Source organism: Comamonas sp. MYb69 (assembly GCF_037479315.1).
Lineage (GTDB): Bacteria > Pseudomonadota > Gammaproteobacteria > Burkholderiales > Burkholderiaceae_C > Comamonas.
Genome location: NZ_JBBGZG010000001.1, coordinates 441,270 through 459,337, shown reverse-complemented (window position 1 = coordinate 459,337; position 18,068 = coordinate 441,270). Strand labels below are relative to the sequence as shown.

The following is an 18,068-nucleotide window of genomic DNA, read 5'->3' as shown; positions in this document are numbered from 1 at the left end:
CCAAAATCAAAAGGAAACATCCTATGCCTATCTCCACAAACGCTCTCTTGCGCGCCACCGCCATGGCGCTCGCGATCACCGGTGCCGCAGTCGCCCTGCCCGGTTGCGCCGTCTCTGTCCCCCAAGGGGTGCAACCGGTCAGCGGCTTTGACGCCAGCAAGTACATGGGCACCTGGTATGAGCTGGCGCGCATTGACCACCGTTTTGAAAAAGGCCTGACCCAGGTGACGGCCAGCTACAACTTGAATGCCGATGGCAGCGTGACCGTCGTGAACCGCGGCTATGACCCCGCCAAGCAACAGTGGCGTGAAGCGCAAGGCAAGGCACGCTTCCTCGGACAAGCCGATAAGGCTGCGTTGAAGGTCTCGTTCTTCGGCCCCTTCTACGGCGGCTACAACGTGGTCAGCCTCGATGAGCAGTACCACACCGCCTTGGTCATTGGCAGCAGCCTGGACTACATGTGGATTCTGTCCCGCAGCAAGACCATTCCGGAGACTCAGCGGCAAGCCCTGCTGGAGAAAGCACAGTCTTTGGGTGTCGATTTGGCCCAGGTGATACCGGTGGAGCAATAGCCTTGCGTACATGGATGGGGATGTGTTGCAACCAGAGAAAACAGCAAGGTCCAACCAGCCCCAACCCGAGGTTTGAAGCCCTACGCTTGGGGGCCCATCCAAGGCGCCCATAAAAAACGCAGCCACCCAGGCTGCGTTCTCACATTCAAAAGCCCCAGGCCACCGCCCAAGCAGCGGCGCGCGAGCTTCTCTATCAGCAGTCGCCCACGCGCTTGCTGCTCACCGTGGTGGTCATGCCCTGGCCGGCCATGTCCATGGTGCTGGTGACGGTGTTCTCGGTGGGCGAGACGTAGACGGCTTCGAGGTTCATGCTCATCTTGCCTTCGCCGCAGCTGAAGCGCATCGATTCCTTGTTGCCATCGGTCTTGACGTCAGCCGGGCTGCAGCCAGGCATGTTCTTGAGCTGCGAATCGGCCAGCGACTGCAAGGTCTTGCCGGCCATCTCGGGGGTGATGCACATCTCTTGGATGAGCTTGCCGCCTTCGACCTTGGCGTTATCCAGGTTGGCGGCCTTCTTCTGCTCGGGTGTCATGGTCTTGAAGGCCTGCTCCATGCCGGCCAGTGCCTGCTGGCCCATGGGGCCGCTCATCTCGGTGACCGCCTGCCACTTGCCGGGCTGCACTTTTTGTGCGGCAGCGGCGGGCGCTGGCGCGGGGGCCGGTGCTGCTGCGGGCGCAGGGGCCGGCGCGGCGGCGGCCGGTGGGCTGCTGGGCGTCTCTTCCTTCTTGCTGCAACCCATCAAACCGGCACATGCGACCACGGTGGCTACGGCGAATCCTGTTAGTTTTTCCATTTTTTCTCCTCGTTGCGGCACGGCACAGGGCTTGCGGCGTGCAACGCCTTGCCCTCCCTATGAGCACAAGCGCGTGGCCGCAGTGTAGCGATCTGGCATGCAGAAATGGTTACCAATTGCGTTTCCAACGCCGCCCCATCAGGGTCACAAAATGGGCTCAATGATGTGAATTGGCGCTTCTCTCACGCTGGTCGACTGGGCCAGTACAGAATGTAAACAAGCTTAAAATGGCGCGAATAATTCTTATTCATAACACTCCATGCGCTCCACATTCAGCTGGACACTGGCCCTCGTGGCCGGTTTGGCCGGTTTGCTCAGCGGCCCTGCCCTGGCCCAAACGCCCGCTGCGGCACCCTCCACCACCGCATCCAACACTGCTGCTGCCACGCAAGCCACAGACGCGCGCCAGCTCTGGCAGCTGCTGGACTATGTCGCCGTAGACTACGGCGGCGCCGTCGAAAATGGCCAGATCGCCAGCGAAGGCGAGTACGCCGAAATGCTGGACTTCAGCGCCAACGCCTTGCAGCAGGCCCAGGCCCTGCCCGCCCATGCCGACAAGGCCAAGGTGGTGAGCTTGGTGACCCAACTGCGCGCAGCGGTGCAGGCCAAGGCCACAGCCGATGAAGTCGCCCAGCTGGCTCACCAGGCAGCCCAGTTGCTGGTGGCGACCTACCCGATGCCGGTCGCGCCTGCCAAGGCCCCCGATATAACAAAAGGCTCTCAACTCTTTCAACAAATCTGTGCCAGCTGCCATGGCGCTACCGGCGGTGGCGATGGCCCAGCCGCGCAAGGGCTGGATCCGCAGCCCATTGCCTTTAGCGATGCGCAGCGCGCCAATGCGCGCAGCCTGATGGCCTTGTACCAAGTGACCTCGCAAGGGGTGGAGGGCACCTCGATGGTGTCCTTTGGCGCGCTGCCCGAAGACGACCGCTGGGCGCTGGCCTATTTTGTTGGCGGCCTGTCGTACAACGACGAGCTGCGCGCTACGGGCAAGGCACTCTGGCAAAACGATGCGGGCCTGCGCGCACGCTTTGGCGACCTGGCTGCGCTCAGCACCACCACCGCGCAAAGCCTGACCCCGGCTATGCCGATTGAGCAGGCCCGTGCGGTGCTGGCCTATCTGCGCGCCCACCCCGAGGCCATCAGCCAAGGCAAGGCCACGGGCGTGGCCCTGTCGCGCCAGCGCCTGGCGCAAAGCCTGCTTGCACTCAAGGCGGGCGACCGCAACCAGGCAATGAAGCTGGCCCTGTCTGCCTACCTCGATGGCTTTGAGCCGCTGGAGCCGACGATTGCTGCGCGCAACAAGGCCTTGATGACCCAGGTCGAATCGGCCATGGTGCAGTACCGCGCCACGGTGGCCAGCGGCACGCTGCCAGAGGCCGAGGCCGCCGCCCAGCAGCTGCAGACCATGTTCGGTCAGGTCGAGGCCGAGCTGAATGCTGGCGCCTCGGACGCTACCGCCACCTTTGTCGGCGCGCTTACCATCTTGCTGCGCGAAGGGCTGGAGGCCTTGCTGATCGTCATCGGCATGGTCGCGCTGCTGCGCAAGGCCGGCCGCCAGGATGCACTGCGCTATGTGCATGCGGGCTGGAGCTCGGCGCTGGTCGCGGGTGGCCTGACCTGGGCGGCTGCGACCTATCTGGTCGAGATCAGCGGCGCCAGCCGCGAGGTGACCGAGGGCCTGGGCTCGGTGGTCGCCGCACTGGTGCTGCTGAGTGTGGGCCTGTGGATGCACAGCAAGAGCAGCGCCGGCCGCTGGCAAAGCTATTTGAGCGAGAAGCTCTCGGCCAGCATGGGCCAGGGCTCCATGTGGGGCCTGTTTGCGCTGGCCTTTATCTCCGTCTACCGCGAGGTGTTCGAGACCGTGCTGTTCTTCTCGGCCCTGGCCTCGGACGGCCACCATGGCGCGCTGCTGGGCGGCGGCCTGGCTGCGGTGGCGATTCTGGCGGTGATTGCCTTTGTGCTGCTGCGCACCAGCGCCCGCATGCCGGTGGGCCGTTTCTTCTCGGCGACGTCGATCCTGGTGGCCGTGCTGGCTGTCGTGCTGGTGGGCAAGGGCGTGTCCTCGCTGCAAGAGGCTGGCTGGGTCAGCGCCACACCGCTGGCTGCGCCGCGCATTGAGCTGCTGGGCATGTTCCCCACGATGGAGACCCTGCTGGCCCAGGCCATTGTGCTGGCGCTGGTGGTGCTTGGCTTTGCCTACAACCGCGCGGCGGCGCGCAAGGCACTGGGCGCCCCGCAGTAAGCACCGCCTTGTCGGCTGCCAGACCTCGCCAGGGCGCCAAGCCTGGGCGAGGTCTTTTTCTTTGACCGGCGCTGCGCCCAGCGACTACCATCGACAGGGTTCCCGCGATCTCTCCATCCCCCTCCCCCGACCATGCGCATCATTCACACCTCGGACTGGCACCTGGGCCAGCATTTCATGGGCCAAAGCCGCCAGGCAGAGCACAGCGCGCTGATCGACTGGCTGCTGGAGCAGGTGACGGCGCAAGCCGCCGATGCGGTGCTGATCGCAGGCGATATTTTTGACACCGGCGCGCCCCCCAGCTACGCGCGCGAGCTCTACAACCGCCTGATTGCCCGCCTGCACCAGGCCGGTGTGGCGCTGCTGGTGCTGGGTGGCAACCATGATTCGGTTGCGGTGCTGGAAGAGAGCCAGGGCCTGCTGCAGCACCTGGGCACCCAGGTGATTGCCGCGACCGGCGCGCCCGCGCAGCATGTGCGCATCCTGCCGCTGCGCGATGGCTCGCCTGGCTGCATTGTCTGCGCGCTGCCCTTTATCCGTCCCCGCGATGTGCTGCAAAGCCAGGCCGAGCAAAGCGCGCAAGACAAGCAGATGGCCTTGCAGCAGGCCATTCAGGCGACCTACCAGCAGGTGTACGACGCGGCACTGCAGCAGCAGGCTGCGCTGCAGGCCAGCCTGGGGCGGCAGCTGCCCATCATCGCCACCGGCCACCTCACCACCGTGGGTGCCAGCAGCAGCGAATCGGTGCGCGAGATCTATGTCGGCGCACTGGAGGCTTTTCCGACCCAGGCCTTTCCCCCTGTGGACTACATCGCACTGGGCCATATCCACCAGCCGCAAAAGGTGGGCGGACTTGAGCACATCCGCTACAGCGGCTCGCCGATCGCGCTGGGCTTTGACGAGGCGCGCCAGACCAAACAGATGTTGCTGGTTGACCTGGGAGCGCCGGGCTTGCAGGCGGTCACTGCCTTGCCGGTGCCGGTCTTCCAGCCCATGGCGGCGCTGCGCACCAACCTCGCCGCATTGCCGGCCGCGCTGCAGCAGGCCAGTGCGCTGGCCCAGGCCGACAAAAAGGTCTGGCTGGACATCAGCATCGAAGAAGACGACTACCTGGCCGACCTGCCCTTGCGCGTGCAGACACTTGCTGAAGGTTTGCCGCTGCAGCTGCTGCGGGTCAAACGGCTGCGCGGGCGGGCGGCTGCGCAGTGGAGCGGCCCGGCCGTCGAGGCGCTGGATGCACTGACACCGGCCCAGGTGTTTGAGCGCCGCCTGGCGCTGGAGACCATGGACGCCGAGCTGCAGCAGGCGCTGACCGCACGCTACCAGGCCGTGCTGCAGTCACTCTCCAACCCCAGCGGGGAGGCACCATGAAGATACGCAGCCTGCGGCTCAAGAACCTGAACTCGCTCAAAGGCGAGTGGCGCATCGATTTCACAGCCGCGCCCTTTGCCGACAACAGCCTGTTTGCGATCACCGGCCCCACGGGCGCGGGCAAATCGACCTTGCTCGATGCGATTTGCCTGGCGCTCTACCACCAGACACCCCGGCTGGCCACCCTCAGCGCCAGCAGCAATGACCTGATGACGCGCCACACGGCAGATTGCATGGCCGAGGTGGAGTTCGAGGTCAAGGGCACCGTCTACCGTGCCTTCTGGAGCCAGCGCCGCGCCCGCGACAAGGCCAGCGGCGCGCTGCAGGCGCCCCGGGTGGAGCTGGCCCGCGTGGCCGATGGCGTAATCCTGAGCACGCATAGCAGCGACAAACTGCGCCAGATGGCCGAGATCACCGGACTGGATTTTCAGCGCTTTACCAAATCGATGCTGCTGGCCCAGGGCGGGTTTGCGGCGTTTTTGCAAGCCAGTGCCAATGAACGCGCCGAGCTGCTCGAAGAGCTGACCGGCACCGACATTTACAGCCAGATATCGCAAGCGGTGTTTGAGCGCGCCCGCGATGCCCGCCAGGCGCTGGAGCGCGACCAGGCGCAGGCGGGCGGCATGCAGTTGCTGCCCGAGGCCGAGCGCGCGCAGCTGCAGACCGAGGCCCAGCAACTGCAAGACACCTTGGCCACTTTGCAGACGCGCCATGCCGCGCTGCAAACCCTCCAGCACTGGCAGCAGCAAACTGCGCAAGCCGCGCAGGCGCAGCAGCTGGCGCAAGAGCGCCTTCAGCAGGCCCAGCAAGCGCTGCAGGCTGCCGCCCCCGATCTGCAGCGCCTGCAGGCCCATGCACCCGCACAGGCGATTGCCCCCCTGCATGCGGGCTGGCAGCAGGCGCAAGCGGCCGCTGCAGCAAGCCAGGCCCAGCAGACCCAGTTGCAGGGCCGCCTGGCCGATGCCCAGCGCCAACAATGGCAGCTGCAGCAGCATGCCAGCGCGCTGGCGCAGCATGCCCAGCAGCAGGCCGAGCAGGCGCTGCAGCAGTTGCAGACCCAGCAGAGCGATCTGCAGCACTGGCTGCAGCAGCACCTAACCCATGCCACGCTGGGCGATCAGCTGAGCGGCTGGCGCGAGCAACTGGCGCAGCGCCAACAGCAACAGCGGCAGTTGGCCCAAGAGCAGGCCGCGTTGCAGCAGGCCCAACAACAGGGCCAGTCGTTACAGCAACAGATGGCGGCACAGGCCAGCAAACTGCAGCAAGCGCAAGCGGTGCAGCAGCAGGCCGATGCTGCGGCGCGCGAGCTGCAGCATGCGCAGCACACCCGACTGGCCCCGCACGGCGGCAGTCTGGGCCAGTTGCGCGCCCACTGGCAGACGGCGCAGCAGCACGAGCAAGCCTGGCAGCAACTGCTGCAGCATGCCGAGCAACGCCAACCGCTGGCGCGCGATGCGCAGCAACTGGGCGATGCCTTGCAGGCCTGCTCGGCACCGCTGGCCCAGCAGCAGGCCACGCTGGCCGCACTGCGCAGCCAGTACAAGGCCCAGAAAGAACGGGTGGGCGACAAGCAAAAACTGCTGGCCCAGGAAGAGCGCATCCAAAGCCTGGAAGCGCACCGCCATGCGCTGCAGCCCGGCGAGGCCTGCCCCCTTTGTGGTTCGCAGGAGCACCCTGCCATTGCCGCCTATGCCGCGCTGGATGTGACCGCCACCGCCGCCGCGCTGCAAGCGGCCCAGGCCGAGCTGGAGGCGCTGCAGCAGCAGGGCGAACAGCTGGGCGCCGCGCATGCGGCGGCCCTGAGCCAGCAGACCAGCCTGCAGGCCCAGTTAACAGCCGCCGAGCAGCGGCTGGACGCCTGGCAACAGCGCTGGCAGACACTCTGCGCAGCCATGGCCCAACCCGTCGCCGCATCTGCCTGGCAGCAGCCGCACACATTGGCCGAGGCCCAGCAAGCCAGCGCCGCGCAAGCGGCGCAGTTGCAACAGGCCCTGGCGGCAGCCGAGGCCGCTGAGCAAGCGCTGCAAGCTGCCAAAGATGCCGCGCATGCAGCAGCCCAGACCCTGCAGGACGCCCAGCATGCGCAAGCGCGCCTGCAACAGGCCCAGCAAGACAACAGCAGCCTGCAGCAACGCCTGGCGCAGACCGTGCAAGCGCTGCAGGCCCAGGCAGACGCGGCCGAGGCCGCCTTGCAAGCCAGCCTGGCTCCACTGGGCCTGGCGATGCCGCCCGCCGATGGCCACGATGCCTGGCTGCAGACCCGCCAGCAGGAATGGCAGCAGTGGCAGCAGCACAGCGCGCAGCTGCAAACCACCTCCCAGCAACTGGCACTGCAGCAGCAGCAGGCCCAGCAGTGCGCGCAAGAGGCCCAGCAATGGCAGCAGCGCCTGGCGCAACTGCCGGCACCGGCACCCGCACAAACCAGTGCTGCGACCATGGCGCTGCCCGCCACCTTGGCCGATTGCGCCGCGCTGCTGGAGGACACCCGCCAAGAACTCGCCAGCCTGCAAGGCCAGGCCCAGCAAGCGGGCCAGCAATTGGCCGAGCGGCAGTGGGCCCAGGAGCAGGCCCAGTCTGCGTGGGAGCAGGGCTTGCAGGCCAGCCCCTTTGCCGATGCGCAGGCCTTTGCGCATGCGCTGTTGCCAGCGGACGCGCTGGAGCGGCTCAGCCAGCAGCGTGATGGCTTGCAGTTGGCACTGCAGCGCGCTGGCACGGTGGCCGAGGAGGCAGCGCAGCAGCACCAGCAACTGCAGGCCCAGGCCTTGACGGAGGAGGCACCCGAGGCGCTGGAGGCGCAATTGCGGGCGCTGGAGGACGAGCGCAACCAGACGGCAGAGCGCATGGGCGCCCACCGCGCGCGCCTGGCCGATGACGAGCAGCGCCGCGCGGGTCAGCAGGCCTTGCTGGCGCAGATTGCGGCGCAGGAGCGCGACAGCGTGCTGTGGCAGCGGCTCGATGGCCTGATCGGATCGGCCAAGGGCGACAAGTTCCGCAAGTTTGCCCAGGGCCTGACCCTGGACCATTTGCTGGCCTTGGCCAACGGCCATCTGGCCAGGCTGCATGGCCGCTACCTGCTGCAGCGCAAGACCACTGGCGAGCTGGAGCTCGATATCGTCGACAGCTGGCAAGGCGATGTCGCGCGCGATACCCGCACCTTGTCGGGGGGCGAGGCCTTTTTGGTCAGCCTGGCACTGGCGCTCGCCTTGTCGGACCTGGTCAGCAGCAAGACCTCGATCGATTCGCTGTTCCTCGACGAAGGCTTTGGCACCCTGGACGGCGACACCTTGGAGGTTGCGCTGACGGCGCTCGATACGCTGAACGCCAGCGGCAAGATGATCGGCATCATCAGCCATGTGGAGGCGCTCAAGGAGCGCATTCCGGCGCAGATCCGGGTGGAGAAGGGGGCGGGAATCGGATATTCGCGTTTAGAGCTGCAAGGCTGAAGCGCAGAACCCTTGCTATGCTTTTTACCTTAGGGCGCCATGGGGATGCGCCCTGCCCGGCCGCCCTGCAGCGGCCATATCGGCTACCATCCATGCCCTTGCTTGATAGGTACAAGCCATGATCCGGATCGCAGAACTCAAACTCCCCCTCTCGGCGGTGCCTTACCACCCCGACAACCACACCGAATACGCGCCCCAGGAGGCGCTCAGCCAGCTGGCAGCCCAGCGCCTGGGCCTGCAGCCCGCAGCCATTGCCCAGCTGCAGGTGCACAAGCGCAGCTTTGATGCCCGCAAGTCCGAGCTGCTGGCGGTCTACATCGTCGATGTGAGCCTGGCAGATCCCGCGCAGGAAGCGGCCTTGCTCGCGCACTTCGCGGCAGACTCGCATGTGAACCCGACGCCCGACATGTCCTGGCACCCCGTGGGCCAGGCGCCTGCCGATATGCAGGATCGCCCGGTGGTGGTGGGCTTTGGGCCCTGCGGCATTTTTGCGGCGCTGGTGCTGGCGCAGATGGGTTTCAAGCCCATCGTGCTGGAGCGCGGCAAGACGGTGCGCCAGCGCACCAAGGACACCTGGGGCCTGTGGCGCAAGCGCCGTTTGACGCCGGAATCGAATGTGCAGTTTGGCGAAGGCGGCGCCGGCACCTTCTCGGACGGCAAGCTCTACAGCCAGATCAAGGACCCGCGCCATCTGGGCCGCAAGGTGATGCAGGAGTTCGTTACCTACGGCGCGCCGCCGGAGATCCTGTTCACCGCCCACCCGCATATCGGCACCTTCAAGCTGGTCAAGGTGGTCGAGGGCATCCGCGAGGAGATCGTGCGCCTGGGCGGTGAGATCCGCTTTGAGCAAAAGGTCACTGATGTGCTGGTCGAAGGCGATGCGCGCCAGCTGGTCGGCCTGCAGGTGCTGGACCAGGTCAGTGGCGAGAGCTACACCCTGCCCACGCGCCACGCGGTGATGGCACTGGGCCACAGCTCGCGCGACACCTTTGCGATGTTCTACGAGCGCGGCGTGGCCATGGAGGCCAAGCCCTTCTCGGTGGGCTTTCGCATCGAGCACCCGCAAAGCGTCATCGACCGCGCCCGCTGGGGCAAGGATGCCGGCCACCCGCTCTTGGGCGCGGCCGACTACAAGCTGGTGCACCATGCCAAGAATGGCCGCGCCGTCTACAGCTTTTGCATGTGCCCGGGCGGCACCGTGGTGGCGGCCACCAGCGAGCCCGAGCGCGTGGTGACCAATGGCATGAGCCAGTACTCGCGCGCCGAGCGCAATGCCAATGCCGGCATGGTCTGCGCGATCAGCCCCGAAGACTACCCGCAAGACGCCGAGAGCTTTGCCTGGGCCTTTGGCGGCAAGACCTATGGCGTGGAGGCGCAGACGCCGGGTGCCTTCCATCCGCTGTCGGGTATCGTGCTTCAGCGCCAGCTGGAGTCCAAGGCCTACGTGCTGGGCGGCCAGAACTACAGCGCCCCCGGCCAGCTGGTGGGCGATTTTGTCGCCGGCACGCCGTCCACCGCCTTTGGCAACGTAGAGCCCTCGTACAAGCCCGGCATCACGCTGGGCGACCTGCACCAGGCCCTGCCGGCCTACGCGATCGAAGCCATGCGCGAGGCCCTGCCCGCCTTTGGCAAGAAGATCCGTGGCTATGACATGCGCGATGCGATCCTGACCGGCGTCGAGACCCGCACCTCGTCGCCCGTCAAAATCGGCCGGGGCGCTGATTTTCAGAGCGACAACACGCGCGGCCTGTACCCCGCCGGGGAAGGCGCCAGCTATGCGGGTGGCATTCTGTCGGCGGGGGTGGATGGCATCAAGGTCGGTGAGGCGGTGGCCTGCGCCATTTTGGGGCTGGCCGTGCCGTCGTCGGGCTCGCGCGGCTCGGGCGGCGCTTTGTAAGTCTCGCTGGCATGCCCTCTCGCCATGGCGCGTTGTGGCGCCAGATGGCGGGATGGGATGCTGCTGACACACGGGCCGAACCCAGCGCTCGGCCGGCAGTCAGGTGACCACTGAGCGCCAAAAATGGACCGCTCACCCGCTTAAAAAAGCCTTAAAAAACGGCCGCTTACACCTTTGAGGCCGAGGCACCACAGCCGCGACCCCAGCGCAGCCAGCCCATCCTAGAATTTTGGCTTGTTCTGATGCTGCTGAAGGTTGCCCATGTCCGGATCGATTCGCCACACCCTTCAACTGCGCCTGGGCGCGGCAGGTTTGAGCGCGGGATTGCTGTGCGCGCTGTCTGGCGCTGCCTGGGCGGCCAGCGTGGACGACCCGGATGGCAGCGACAGCGCGGTGCTGCCCGGCTGGAGCTTTGGCTATTCGCCCTATACCCACCACTACTCCAACGCCAAGAAGGAGCGCGATTTCGAGCCCGATGACGAGCGGCACAAATATGTGTGGCTGATCAATGCCGAGAAAAAGCTCGATGAGCACCAGCTGCTCGGCTTTGCCTATTTCAGCAATTCCTTTGGCCAGCCCAGCCAGTATGGCTACTACGGCTGGCAGTTCCAGCCGCTGTCGGGCACGCCGCAGCTGTTTGTCAAGCTGACCGGCGGCGTCATCCACGGCTACAAATACCCGTTTCACCGCAAGATCCCGCTCAACAACAAGAACGGCTGGGGCATCACCGCCATCCCAGCGGTGGGCTGGAACTACAACCAGCACTGGGGCGGTCAGCTCAATGTGCTGGGCAAATCGGCGCTGATGTTTCAGCTGAACTACACGATGCGCTGACTGGCGCAGTTGCCCAAGCCCCGAGCGGGACCCAGGCAGGTAAGGGGATAGAGGGGTCAGGAGACCAACAAGGGCCAGCCATGCGGCCCCAGCGCTTTAGCGGCGTTCCCAATGCCCGCCACGGGCTTGCCAGCCATGTGGACTGCGCACCCATTCACGGGGCACCCAGCGGTCTCCACGGTGGGGAGGCGATGCCCAATGGCCCTGGCGCCATACATAGCGGCCACCGTACCAATCCCAAAAGCCGCCAATCCAGATCTGGGTCGCGACCGGCGCCACCGCAACCGGGGCGGGCTCATAACGCAGGGGAGGCGGCGCTTCGCTGGACACGACCACGGCCCCGCTATTGCCATAGGCATAGGGCTCGGCTGGCGCGACAACGCAGCCGGTTACCAAGGTGGCGACCGCCAGGGCGCCGGCACACAAAGCGGCCGAACGCCAAGAAGGAGTATGCGACATGGTGTATCTCCAGTCATTGCAAGAACTCCATTGAAGGCGCGCCAGCTTAACGCCCGGTGAGCGGCGCGTAAATCGCCGGTAAAAGCCGGGGCGCCCTGGCAACACCGCGCCGATCCGCTTTCCCGGCGCCCACAAAAAAGCACTGCCGAGGCAGTGCTTTTTGAGAGGCGGCCAACCGGGGCTTATTGCACCTGGTTGTTTTGCAGTGCAGCCACGCGCTCTTCGATCGGCGGGTGCGAGCTGAACAGCTTGCCCAGGCCACCGGTGATGCCCATGGCCTGCATGCTTTGCGGCAGGGTGCCGGGGTGCATGCCACCGAGGCGGTGCAAGGCATTGATCATCGGCTGCTTGCGGCCCATCAGGCGCGCGGCACCGGCATCGGCGCGGAACTCGCGCTGGCGCGAGAACCAGGCCACGATGATGGCGGCCAGGAAGCCAAAGACGATATCGAGCACGATGGTGGTGATCATGTAGCCAATGCCGGGGCCCGAGTTCTGCTCGTCATTGCGGCGCAGGAAGGAATCCACCGCATAGCCGATAACGCGCGAGAGAAAGACCACAAAGGTGTTCATCACGCCCTGGATCAGCGCCATCGTGACCATGTCGCCATTGGCCACGTGGGCCACCTCGTGGCCGATGACGGCCTCGACCTCTTCGCGGGTCATGCCTTGCAGCAGCCCGGTCGAGACGGCCACCAGGGCCGAGTTCTTGAAGGCGCCCGTCGCAAACGCGTTGGCCTCGCCCTCATAGATACCGACCTCGGGCATCTGGATGCCAGCCTGGTCGGAGAAGCGACGCACGGTCTCGACAATCCAGGCCTCGTCAGCGCTTTGGGGCTGGTTGATGATCTTGACGCCCATGCTCATCTTGGCGATGGGCTTGCTCATCAGCAAGGAGATGATGGCGCCGCCAAAACCCATGATGAAGGCAAAGCCGAGCAAAGCCCCGAGGTTCAGGCCATTGGCAGTCAGGTAGCGGTTGACACCGAGCAGGCTGGCAACAATGCCCAGCACCACAACCACGGCGATGTTGGTCGCCAGAAAAAGGAACATTCGTTTCATGGGGTCGATTCTCCAAGGAGGGGAACACAGTGCTCGATAGCTGGGGGCAATGTCTTGCGAATTCAAGACCTTACCTCCACTTTATGGCGACGGCGGGTGCTTATGATATTTGTGGCCGTCGGGCCGAGCGAAATACGTCTGGGTCATCGTAGAAGGAAACATGCTGGTTTTCCTGGCACCATCCCGGAACGCCCAGCACCGGCAAGGGCGTAAAGGGCTTACCCGCCAGGTGCGCAGCGTCCAGAGAATCGGCGATGACCGCGTCGATATTGTCCACCATCGGCAAGCGCTGCGGCGGGCAAAAAACATGCGCGGTGATTGGTTTTCTGGGGGCCATGAGCTTTTCCAGCAGCGCATGGCCGATGACGATGAGCTGTGCCTGCTGCCACAGCGGCCGCAGCTCGACAAAGAGCCGCTGCCATTGGCGCTGCTGCAGCGCCTGCCACAGCGCATCGGGCGCCAGCAGCACGGCGCCGTTTTCGTCGAACAGGGTCAGCGCATCGCGCAAAGGGCCCCGGCTGGCACCGACGCCGCCCGCTTGCACAATGGCCTGGGCCTGCAAGGCATTGAGCCGCGCCTTGCTGCGCGCAAAGCGCTGCCAGACCAGGCCATTGAGCCCGTCGTGCATATGTTCACGGGTGGGCACGCAGCCGCTGCGGGCGATAAAGCTTTCATAGGCCTCGCCCGCAGGCAGCGCCGACTGCGGCACAAAGCGCCGGCCGCAATCGCCCAGGCGGTTGAGCAGATCGGGCATGGCCAGGCCCTGAGCATCCAGCGCGCGGATCTGCAGGCCCAGCGCCCGGTAGGGCTGCAGCCAGGGCGCCTGCCAGTCCAGCGACGACCAGCCGGGCGCGGGCCGGTCGGGTGCAGTGGCCTCGCGCTTATCCACGCATCAAATGATCAAAACGCTCAGTCGGCCAGCTTCCAGGGCAGCGCTTCGCCCGAGCGCAGCGGCTTCAAGTCCGCCTGGCCAAAGGGGTAGGACTCGGGCGGGGTCCAGGATTCGCGCAGCAAGGTGATGCGGTCGGTATTGCGCGGCAGGCCGTAGAAGTCCGCACCGTGCAGGCTGGCAAAGCCCTCCAGCTTGTCGAGCGCGCCCGCCTTGTCAAAGGCCTCGGCATACATCTCGATGGCAGCATGGGCGCTGTAGCAGCCGGCACAGCCGGTGGCGTGTTCCTTCAGCTGGGCGGCATGCGGGGCGCTGTCGGTGCCCAGGAAGAACTTGGGGTTGCCGCTGGTGGCGGCCTGCACCAGCGCCAGGCGGTGCTCCTCGCGCTTGAGCACGGGCAGGCAGTAGTAGTGCGGGCGAATGCCACCGGTAAAGATCGCGTTGCGGTTGAACAGCAGATGCTGGGGCGTGATCGTGGCGCCAACAAAGCGGTCAGTCTCGGTCACGTACTGGGCCGCTTCGCGCGTGGTGATGTGCTCGAACACGATTTTCAGCTCGGGGAAATCGCGGCGCAGCGGCACCATGTGCTGGTCGATAAAGGCCGCTTCCCGGTCAAACAGGTCGACCTCGCTGCCGGTCACCTCACCGTGCACCAAGAGCAGCATGCCTTCGCGCTGCATCGCCTCCAGGGTCGGGTAGATCTTGCGGATATCGGTCACGCCATGGTCGCTGTTGGTGGTGGCACCCGCGGGATAGAGCTTGCAGGCCACGACACCGGCTGCCTTGGCGCGCACGATCTCCTCGGGAGCGAGCTTGTCCGTCAGGTACAGGGTCATCAGCGGCTCGAACTGCAGGCCCTGCGGAATGGCCCCCACAATGCGCGCCTTGTAGGCCAGCGCCAGCTCAGCGGTCGTGACCGGGGGCTTGAGGTTGGGCATGACGATGGCACGGGCAAATTGCCGCGCGGCATGGGCCACCGTGGTGGCCAGGGCGGCGTCATCGCGCAGATGGATGTGCCAATCGTCGGGTCGGATGATGCTGATGGAGGAGGGTGCGGTGCTCATCCCGCCATTGTCGCACCGGTCATGCGGGCGTCATCACAGTCCCCGAGCATTGGACAAAAGTAACTCAATGTTAAGGGTAGGTGCCCATAGAGTACACAGTCTCTATGCGTATCATAGGTGACTGTAGGATTTCTTAATCAAGGACTGTGCAACATGTGGCTAAACCATATTTTTCGCGGCGCTGTGCTGCTGTGCCTTGCCAGCAGCAGCCTGGCTCAGACCCCTTTGCCCGACAGCTGGGACAAGATCCGGGAGTCGCAGCGCATCACCGTGGGCTACCGCCCCGACGGCCTGCCTTTTGCCTACGAGATGGGAGAGACCAAGAAACCGGTCGGCTACGCCATCGACATCTGCCAGGCGCTGATCGCCAAGCTGCAGCAGAGCATGGGCCTGGCCAAGCTCGATATCCAGTACCGCGCCATCAACGGCCAGACGCGCTTTACCGATCTGGCCAGCGGTGCCATCGATGTCGATTGCAGCAACACCACCAACACCAAGGACCGGCGCGAGAGCAAGCATGTGTCCTTCAGCCTGCCCTACTACATCGCTGGCGTGCGCATGCTGGTCAAGTCCGACAGCGGCATCAACGATGTCGATGACCTCTCGGGCAAGCGCGTGATCACCACCAAGGGCACCACCTCGCTGCAGGTGCTCGAGCGCCGCGTGGCCGTCAACGGCCTCAAGATCCAGCACAGCGAGTGCCTCACCCATGACGCCTGCTTCAAGGCCGTGCAAGCGGGCACGGCCGATGCCTGGCTGATGGACGATATTCTGCTCGCTGCCCACCGCGCGCAGTCGGACAAGCCCGAGCAGGTCAAGCTGATCGGCAAGCTGATGTCGATCGAGCCGCTGTCGCTGATGATGCGCGACACCGATGTGCGCATGAAGAAGGTGTTCGATGCCGAGATGCGCGTGCTGTCGCAGAACTTCGAGATCACGCGCCTGTACAAGAAGTGGTTCGAGTCGCCGCTGCCGGGCAAGAGCTTTGCACTGAATGTGCCGATGTCCTACCTGCTCACCGACATGCTGCGCTTCCCCAGCGACAAGTTCGACAACTGATGCTTCCGGGGCCGCATTCTGCGGCCCTAGCCTCCTGACACCGCGCTAACCCACAGCGCGCGTCGTCCAGCCCCAGGGCATCCGCCTGTCCATGGCGGACAAGCCCCCTCCCCTATCCAACCATCCACCCATAAAAAATGGCCGCATCAGCGGCCATGGTCGTGTGCGAGCTGCGCTGCAATCAGTGCTGCAGGATCTTGCCCAGGAAGTCCTTGGTACGGGGCTGGCGCGCATCGGGGTTGCCGAAGAAGTCTTCCTTGGAGCAGTCCTCCAGGATCTTTCCGCCCACGTCCATGAAGATCACGCGGCTGGCAACCTTCTTGGCAAAGCCCATTTCGTGCGTCACGCACATCATGGTCATGCCTTCGTGGGCCAGGCCGATCATCACGTCCAGCACTTCGCCAACCATTTCAGGGTCCAGCGCCGAGGTGGGTTCGTCAAACAGCATCACCGAAGGGTCCATCGACAGCGCACGGGCGATGGCCACGCGCTGCTGCTGGCCGCCCGAGAGCTGGCCTGGGAACTTGTCCTTGTGCGCCATCAGGCCCACGCGGTCGAGCATCTTCAGGCCACGGGCCTTGGCGTCGTCTGCGCTGCGGCCCAGCACCTTGATCTGGGCGATGGTCAGGTTCTCGGTCACCGACAGGTGGGGGAACAGCTCGAAATGCTGGAACACCATGCCCACGGTGCTGCGCAGCTTGGGCAGGTCGGTCTTGGGATCGTGGATGGCCGTGCCATTGACCCAGATCTCGCCCTTCTGGATGGGTTCGAGCGCATTGATTGTCTTGATCAAGGTCGACTTGCCCGAGCCCGAAGGACCACAGACAACCACCACCTCACCCTTGGAGATGCTGGTGGAGCAGTCGTTGAGCACCTGGAAGCTGCCATACCACTTGGAGACATTCTTCATTTCAATCATTTGGATATCCTTTGTATTGCCGCATCAGCGAATGATGGCGATCTTCTTGTGCAAACGCTTGACGAACCACGACAGCGTAAAGCAGATGATGAAGTACAGCACAGCTGCGGCCAGATAGGCCTCGACCGGACGGCCGAAATTCTTGCCTGCCACCTCAAAGCCCTTGAGCATGTCGTAGGCGCCGATGGCATAAACCAGCGACGTATCCTGGAACAAGATGATGGTCTGCGTCAGCAGAACCGGCAGCATGTTGCGGAAAGCCTGGGGCAGCACCACCAGACGCATGTTCTGGCCATAGGTCATGCCCACGGCCTGTCCGGCATACACCTGGCCACGCGGAATGGACTGGATACCGGCGCGCATGATCTCGGAGAAGTACGCGGCCTCGAACGCCACGAAGGTGATGACCGCTGACATCTCCGCCCCGATGGGCTTGCCGATCAGCAAAGGCACCAGCAGGAAGAACCACAGAATCACCATCACCAGCGGCACCGAACGCATGCCGTTGACATAGATGGTGGCCGGCACCACCAGGATCTTCTTGCCCGACAGGCGCATCAGCGCCAGCAAGGTGCCAAAGAAGATACCACCCAGGGTTGCGACGATGGTCAGCATCACGCTGAACACCAGACCCTTGATGATGAAGTTCTGGATCAGGTCCCAGTTGTAGAACGAAAAATCAAGATTCAAATTCATCTCAGTGACCTCCGGAGCCGCCAGCGGCGATAAAGCCCGGGATGCGGCTCTTCTTTTCAATGAAGGCCATGATGCGGTTGATCACGAATGCCGAGATCATGTACAGCGCGGTCACCGCCAGGTAGACCTCGATGCCGCGAGAGGTTTCCTCTTGCGCCTGCATCGCGAACAAGGTCAGCTCGGCCACCGACACGGCAAACGCCACGGACGAGTTCTTGAAGATGTTCATCGACTCGCTGGTCAGCGGCGGAATGATGATGCGGTAGGCCATGGGCAGCAGCACATAGCGGTAGTACTGGAAGGTCGTGAAACCCAGCGCCATACCTGCATAACGCTGGCCACGGGGCAGCGCCAAGATACCGGCACGCAGCTGCTCGGCAATACGCGCCGAAGTGAAAAAGCCCAGCGCCAGCACCACCAGCAAGAACCCAGGCACTTGCTTGAGTGCGGGGAAGATGGCGGGCACGACGTGGTACCACAGGAAAATTTGCACCAGCAGCGGGATGTTGCGGAACAGCTCGACCCAGGCATTGCCCAGGCGCACCGTCCAGGGCCGGTCAGGCAGGGTACGCAGGGTACCGATGATGGAGCCGACGACCAGGGCGATCACCAGCGCACACAGGGAAACGGAGATAGTCCATCCCCACGCAGACAACAACCAGTCCAGATACGTGACATCGCCGTTTTTACCGAAACAGCCCTGCACGACCTGGCGCTCAATCGTGTCTTCACAAAATACTTGCCAATCCCAATTCATAGGACTACC

General features: G+C 64.6%; 15 protein-coding genes. 7 read left to right on the top strand and 8 right to left on the bottom strand.

The window, feature by feature from the left end; translation table 11 throughout:
- Positions 1-23 precede the first annotated feature (23 nt).
- Positions 24-572, top strand: coding sequence for a lipocalin family protein (locus WH303_RS01995; protein WP_339516559.1), 549 nt, complete (start codon positions 24-26; stop codon positions 570-572).
- 193 nt (positions 573-765) lie between these two features.
- Here the strand turns inward: WH303_RS01995 and WH303_RS01990 are convergent, their stop codons facing one another.
- The gene (locus WH303_RS01990) at positions 766-1,365 is read right to left on the bottom strand and encodes a DUF3617 domain-containing protein (RefSeq protein ID WP_339516558.1); all 600 of its coding nucleotides are present in this window, start codon (positions 1,363-1,365) and stop codon (positions 766-768) included.
- A gap of 259 nt (positions 1,366-1,624) precedes the next feature.
- On the opposite strand from WH303_RS01990, the gene WH303_RS01985 reads away from it, so the two are divergent.
- From WH303_RS01985 to WH303_RS01965, 5 genes are all read left to right on the top strand, one after another.
- Positions 1,625-3,610: a cytochrome c/FTR1 family iron permease gene (locus WH303_RS01985; protein WP_339516557.1), complete on the top strand. Its 1,986-nt coding sequence runs from the start codon at positions 1,625-1,627 to the stop codon at positions 3,608-3,610.
- A 132-nt stretch (positions 3,611-3,742) separates the two neighbouring features.
- A complete protein-coding gene (gene sbcD / locus WH303_RS01980; RefSeq protein ID WP_339516556.1) occupies positions 3,743-4,981 on the top strand; it encodes an exonuclease subunit SbcD in 1,239 nt (412 codons plus the stop codon).
- On the top strand, positions 4,978-8,424 hold the full coding sequence (locus WH303_RS01975) for an AAA family ATPase (RefSeq protein WP_339516555.1): 3,447 nt from the start codon (positions 4,978-4,980) through the stop codon (positions 8,422-8,424). The genes sbcD and WH303_RS01975 overlap by 4 nt, the downstream gene beginning before the upstream one ends.
- A gap of 118 nt (positions 8,425-8,542) precedes the next feature.
- Positions 8,543-10,321, top strand: a complete 1,779-nt coding sequence (locus tag WH303_RS01970; protein ID WP_339516554.1) for an NAD(P)/FAD-dependent oxidoreductase — start codon at positions 8,543-8,545, stop codon at positions 10,319-10,321.
- A 261-nt stretch (positions 10,322-10,582) separates the two neighbouring features.
- Entirely contained in the window at positions 10,583-11,155 is a 573-nt protein-coding gene (locus tag WH303_RS01965) for a hypothetical protein (RefSeq protein WP_339516553.1), read from the top strand.
- Positions 11,156-11,251: 96 nt separating this feature from the next.
- Here the strand turns inward: WH303_RS01965 and WH303_RS01960 are convergent, their stop codons facing one another.
- From WH303_RS01960 to pyrC, 4 genes are all read right to left on the bottom strand, one after another.
- Positions 11,252-11,614: a YXWGXW repeat-containing protein gene (locus WH303_RS01960; protein ID WP_027010847.1), complete on the bottom strand. Its 363-nt coding sequence runs from the start codon at positions 11,612-11,614 to the stop codon at positions 11,252-11,254.
- Positions 11,615-11,796: 182 nt separating this feature from the next.
- Positions 11,797-12,675: a protease HtpX gene (gene htpX / locus WH303_RS01955; RefSeq protein WP_021026652.1), complete on the bottom strand. Its 879-nt coding sequence runs from the start codon at positions 12,673-12,675 to the stop codon at positions 11,797-11,799.
- Between the two features lie 100 nt (positions 12,676-12,775).
- On the bottom strand, positions 12,776-13,564 hold the full coding sequence (locus WH303_RS01950) for a DUF3025 domain-containing protein (RefSeq protein WP_339516550.1): 789 nt from the start codon (positions 13,562-13,564) through the stop codon (positions 12,776-12,778).
- A gap of 20 nt (positions 13,565-13,584) precedes the next feature.
- Positions 13,585-14,628, bottom strand: a complete 1,044-nt coding sequence (pyrC, locus tag WH303_RS01945; RefSeq protein WP_339516548.1) for a dihydroorotase — start codon at positions 14,626-14,628, stop codon at positions 13,585-13,587.
- Between the two features lie 153 nt (positions 14,629-14,781).
- Between pyrC and WH303_RS01940 the strand changes: the two genes are divergently transcribed.
- Positions 14,782-15,687: an amino acid ABC transporter substrate-binding protein gene (locus tag WH303_RS01940; RefSeq protein ID WP_021026655.1), complete on the top strand. Its 906-nt coding sequence runs from the start codon at positions 14,782-14,784 to the stop codon at positions 15,685-15,687.
- Between the two features lie 181 nt (positions 15,688-15,868).
- Here the strand turns inward: WH303_RS01940 and WH303_RS01935 are convergent, their stop codons facing one another.
- From WH303_RS01935 to WH303_RS01925, 3 genes are read right to left on the bottom strand one after another with little or no spacing between them, the layout of a single operon-like run.
- A complete protein-coding gene (locus WH303_RS01935) occupies positions 15,869-16,606 on the bottom strand; it encodes an amino acid ABC transporter ATP-binding protein (RefSeq protein WP_021026656.1) in 738 nt (245 codons plus the stop codon).
- A gap of 24 nt (positions 16,607-16,630) precedes the next feature.
- Positions 16,631-17,302, bottom strand: a complete 672-nt coding sequence (locus WH303_RS01930) for an amino acid ABC transporter permease (protein ID WP_021026657.1) — start codon at positions 17,300-17,302, stop codon at positions 16,631-16,633.
- Between the two features lies 1 nt (position 17,303).
- On the bottom strand, positions 17,304-18,059 hold the full coding sequence (locus WH303_RS01925; RefSeq protein WP_021026658.1) for an amino acid ABC transporter permease: 756 nt from the start codon (positions 18,057-18,059) through the stop codon (positions 17,304-17,306).
- Positions 18,060-18,068: the final 9 nt, after the last annotated feature.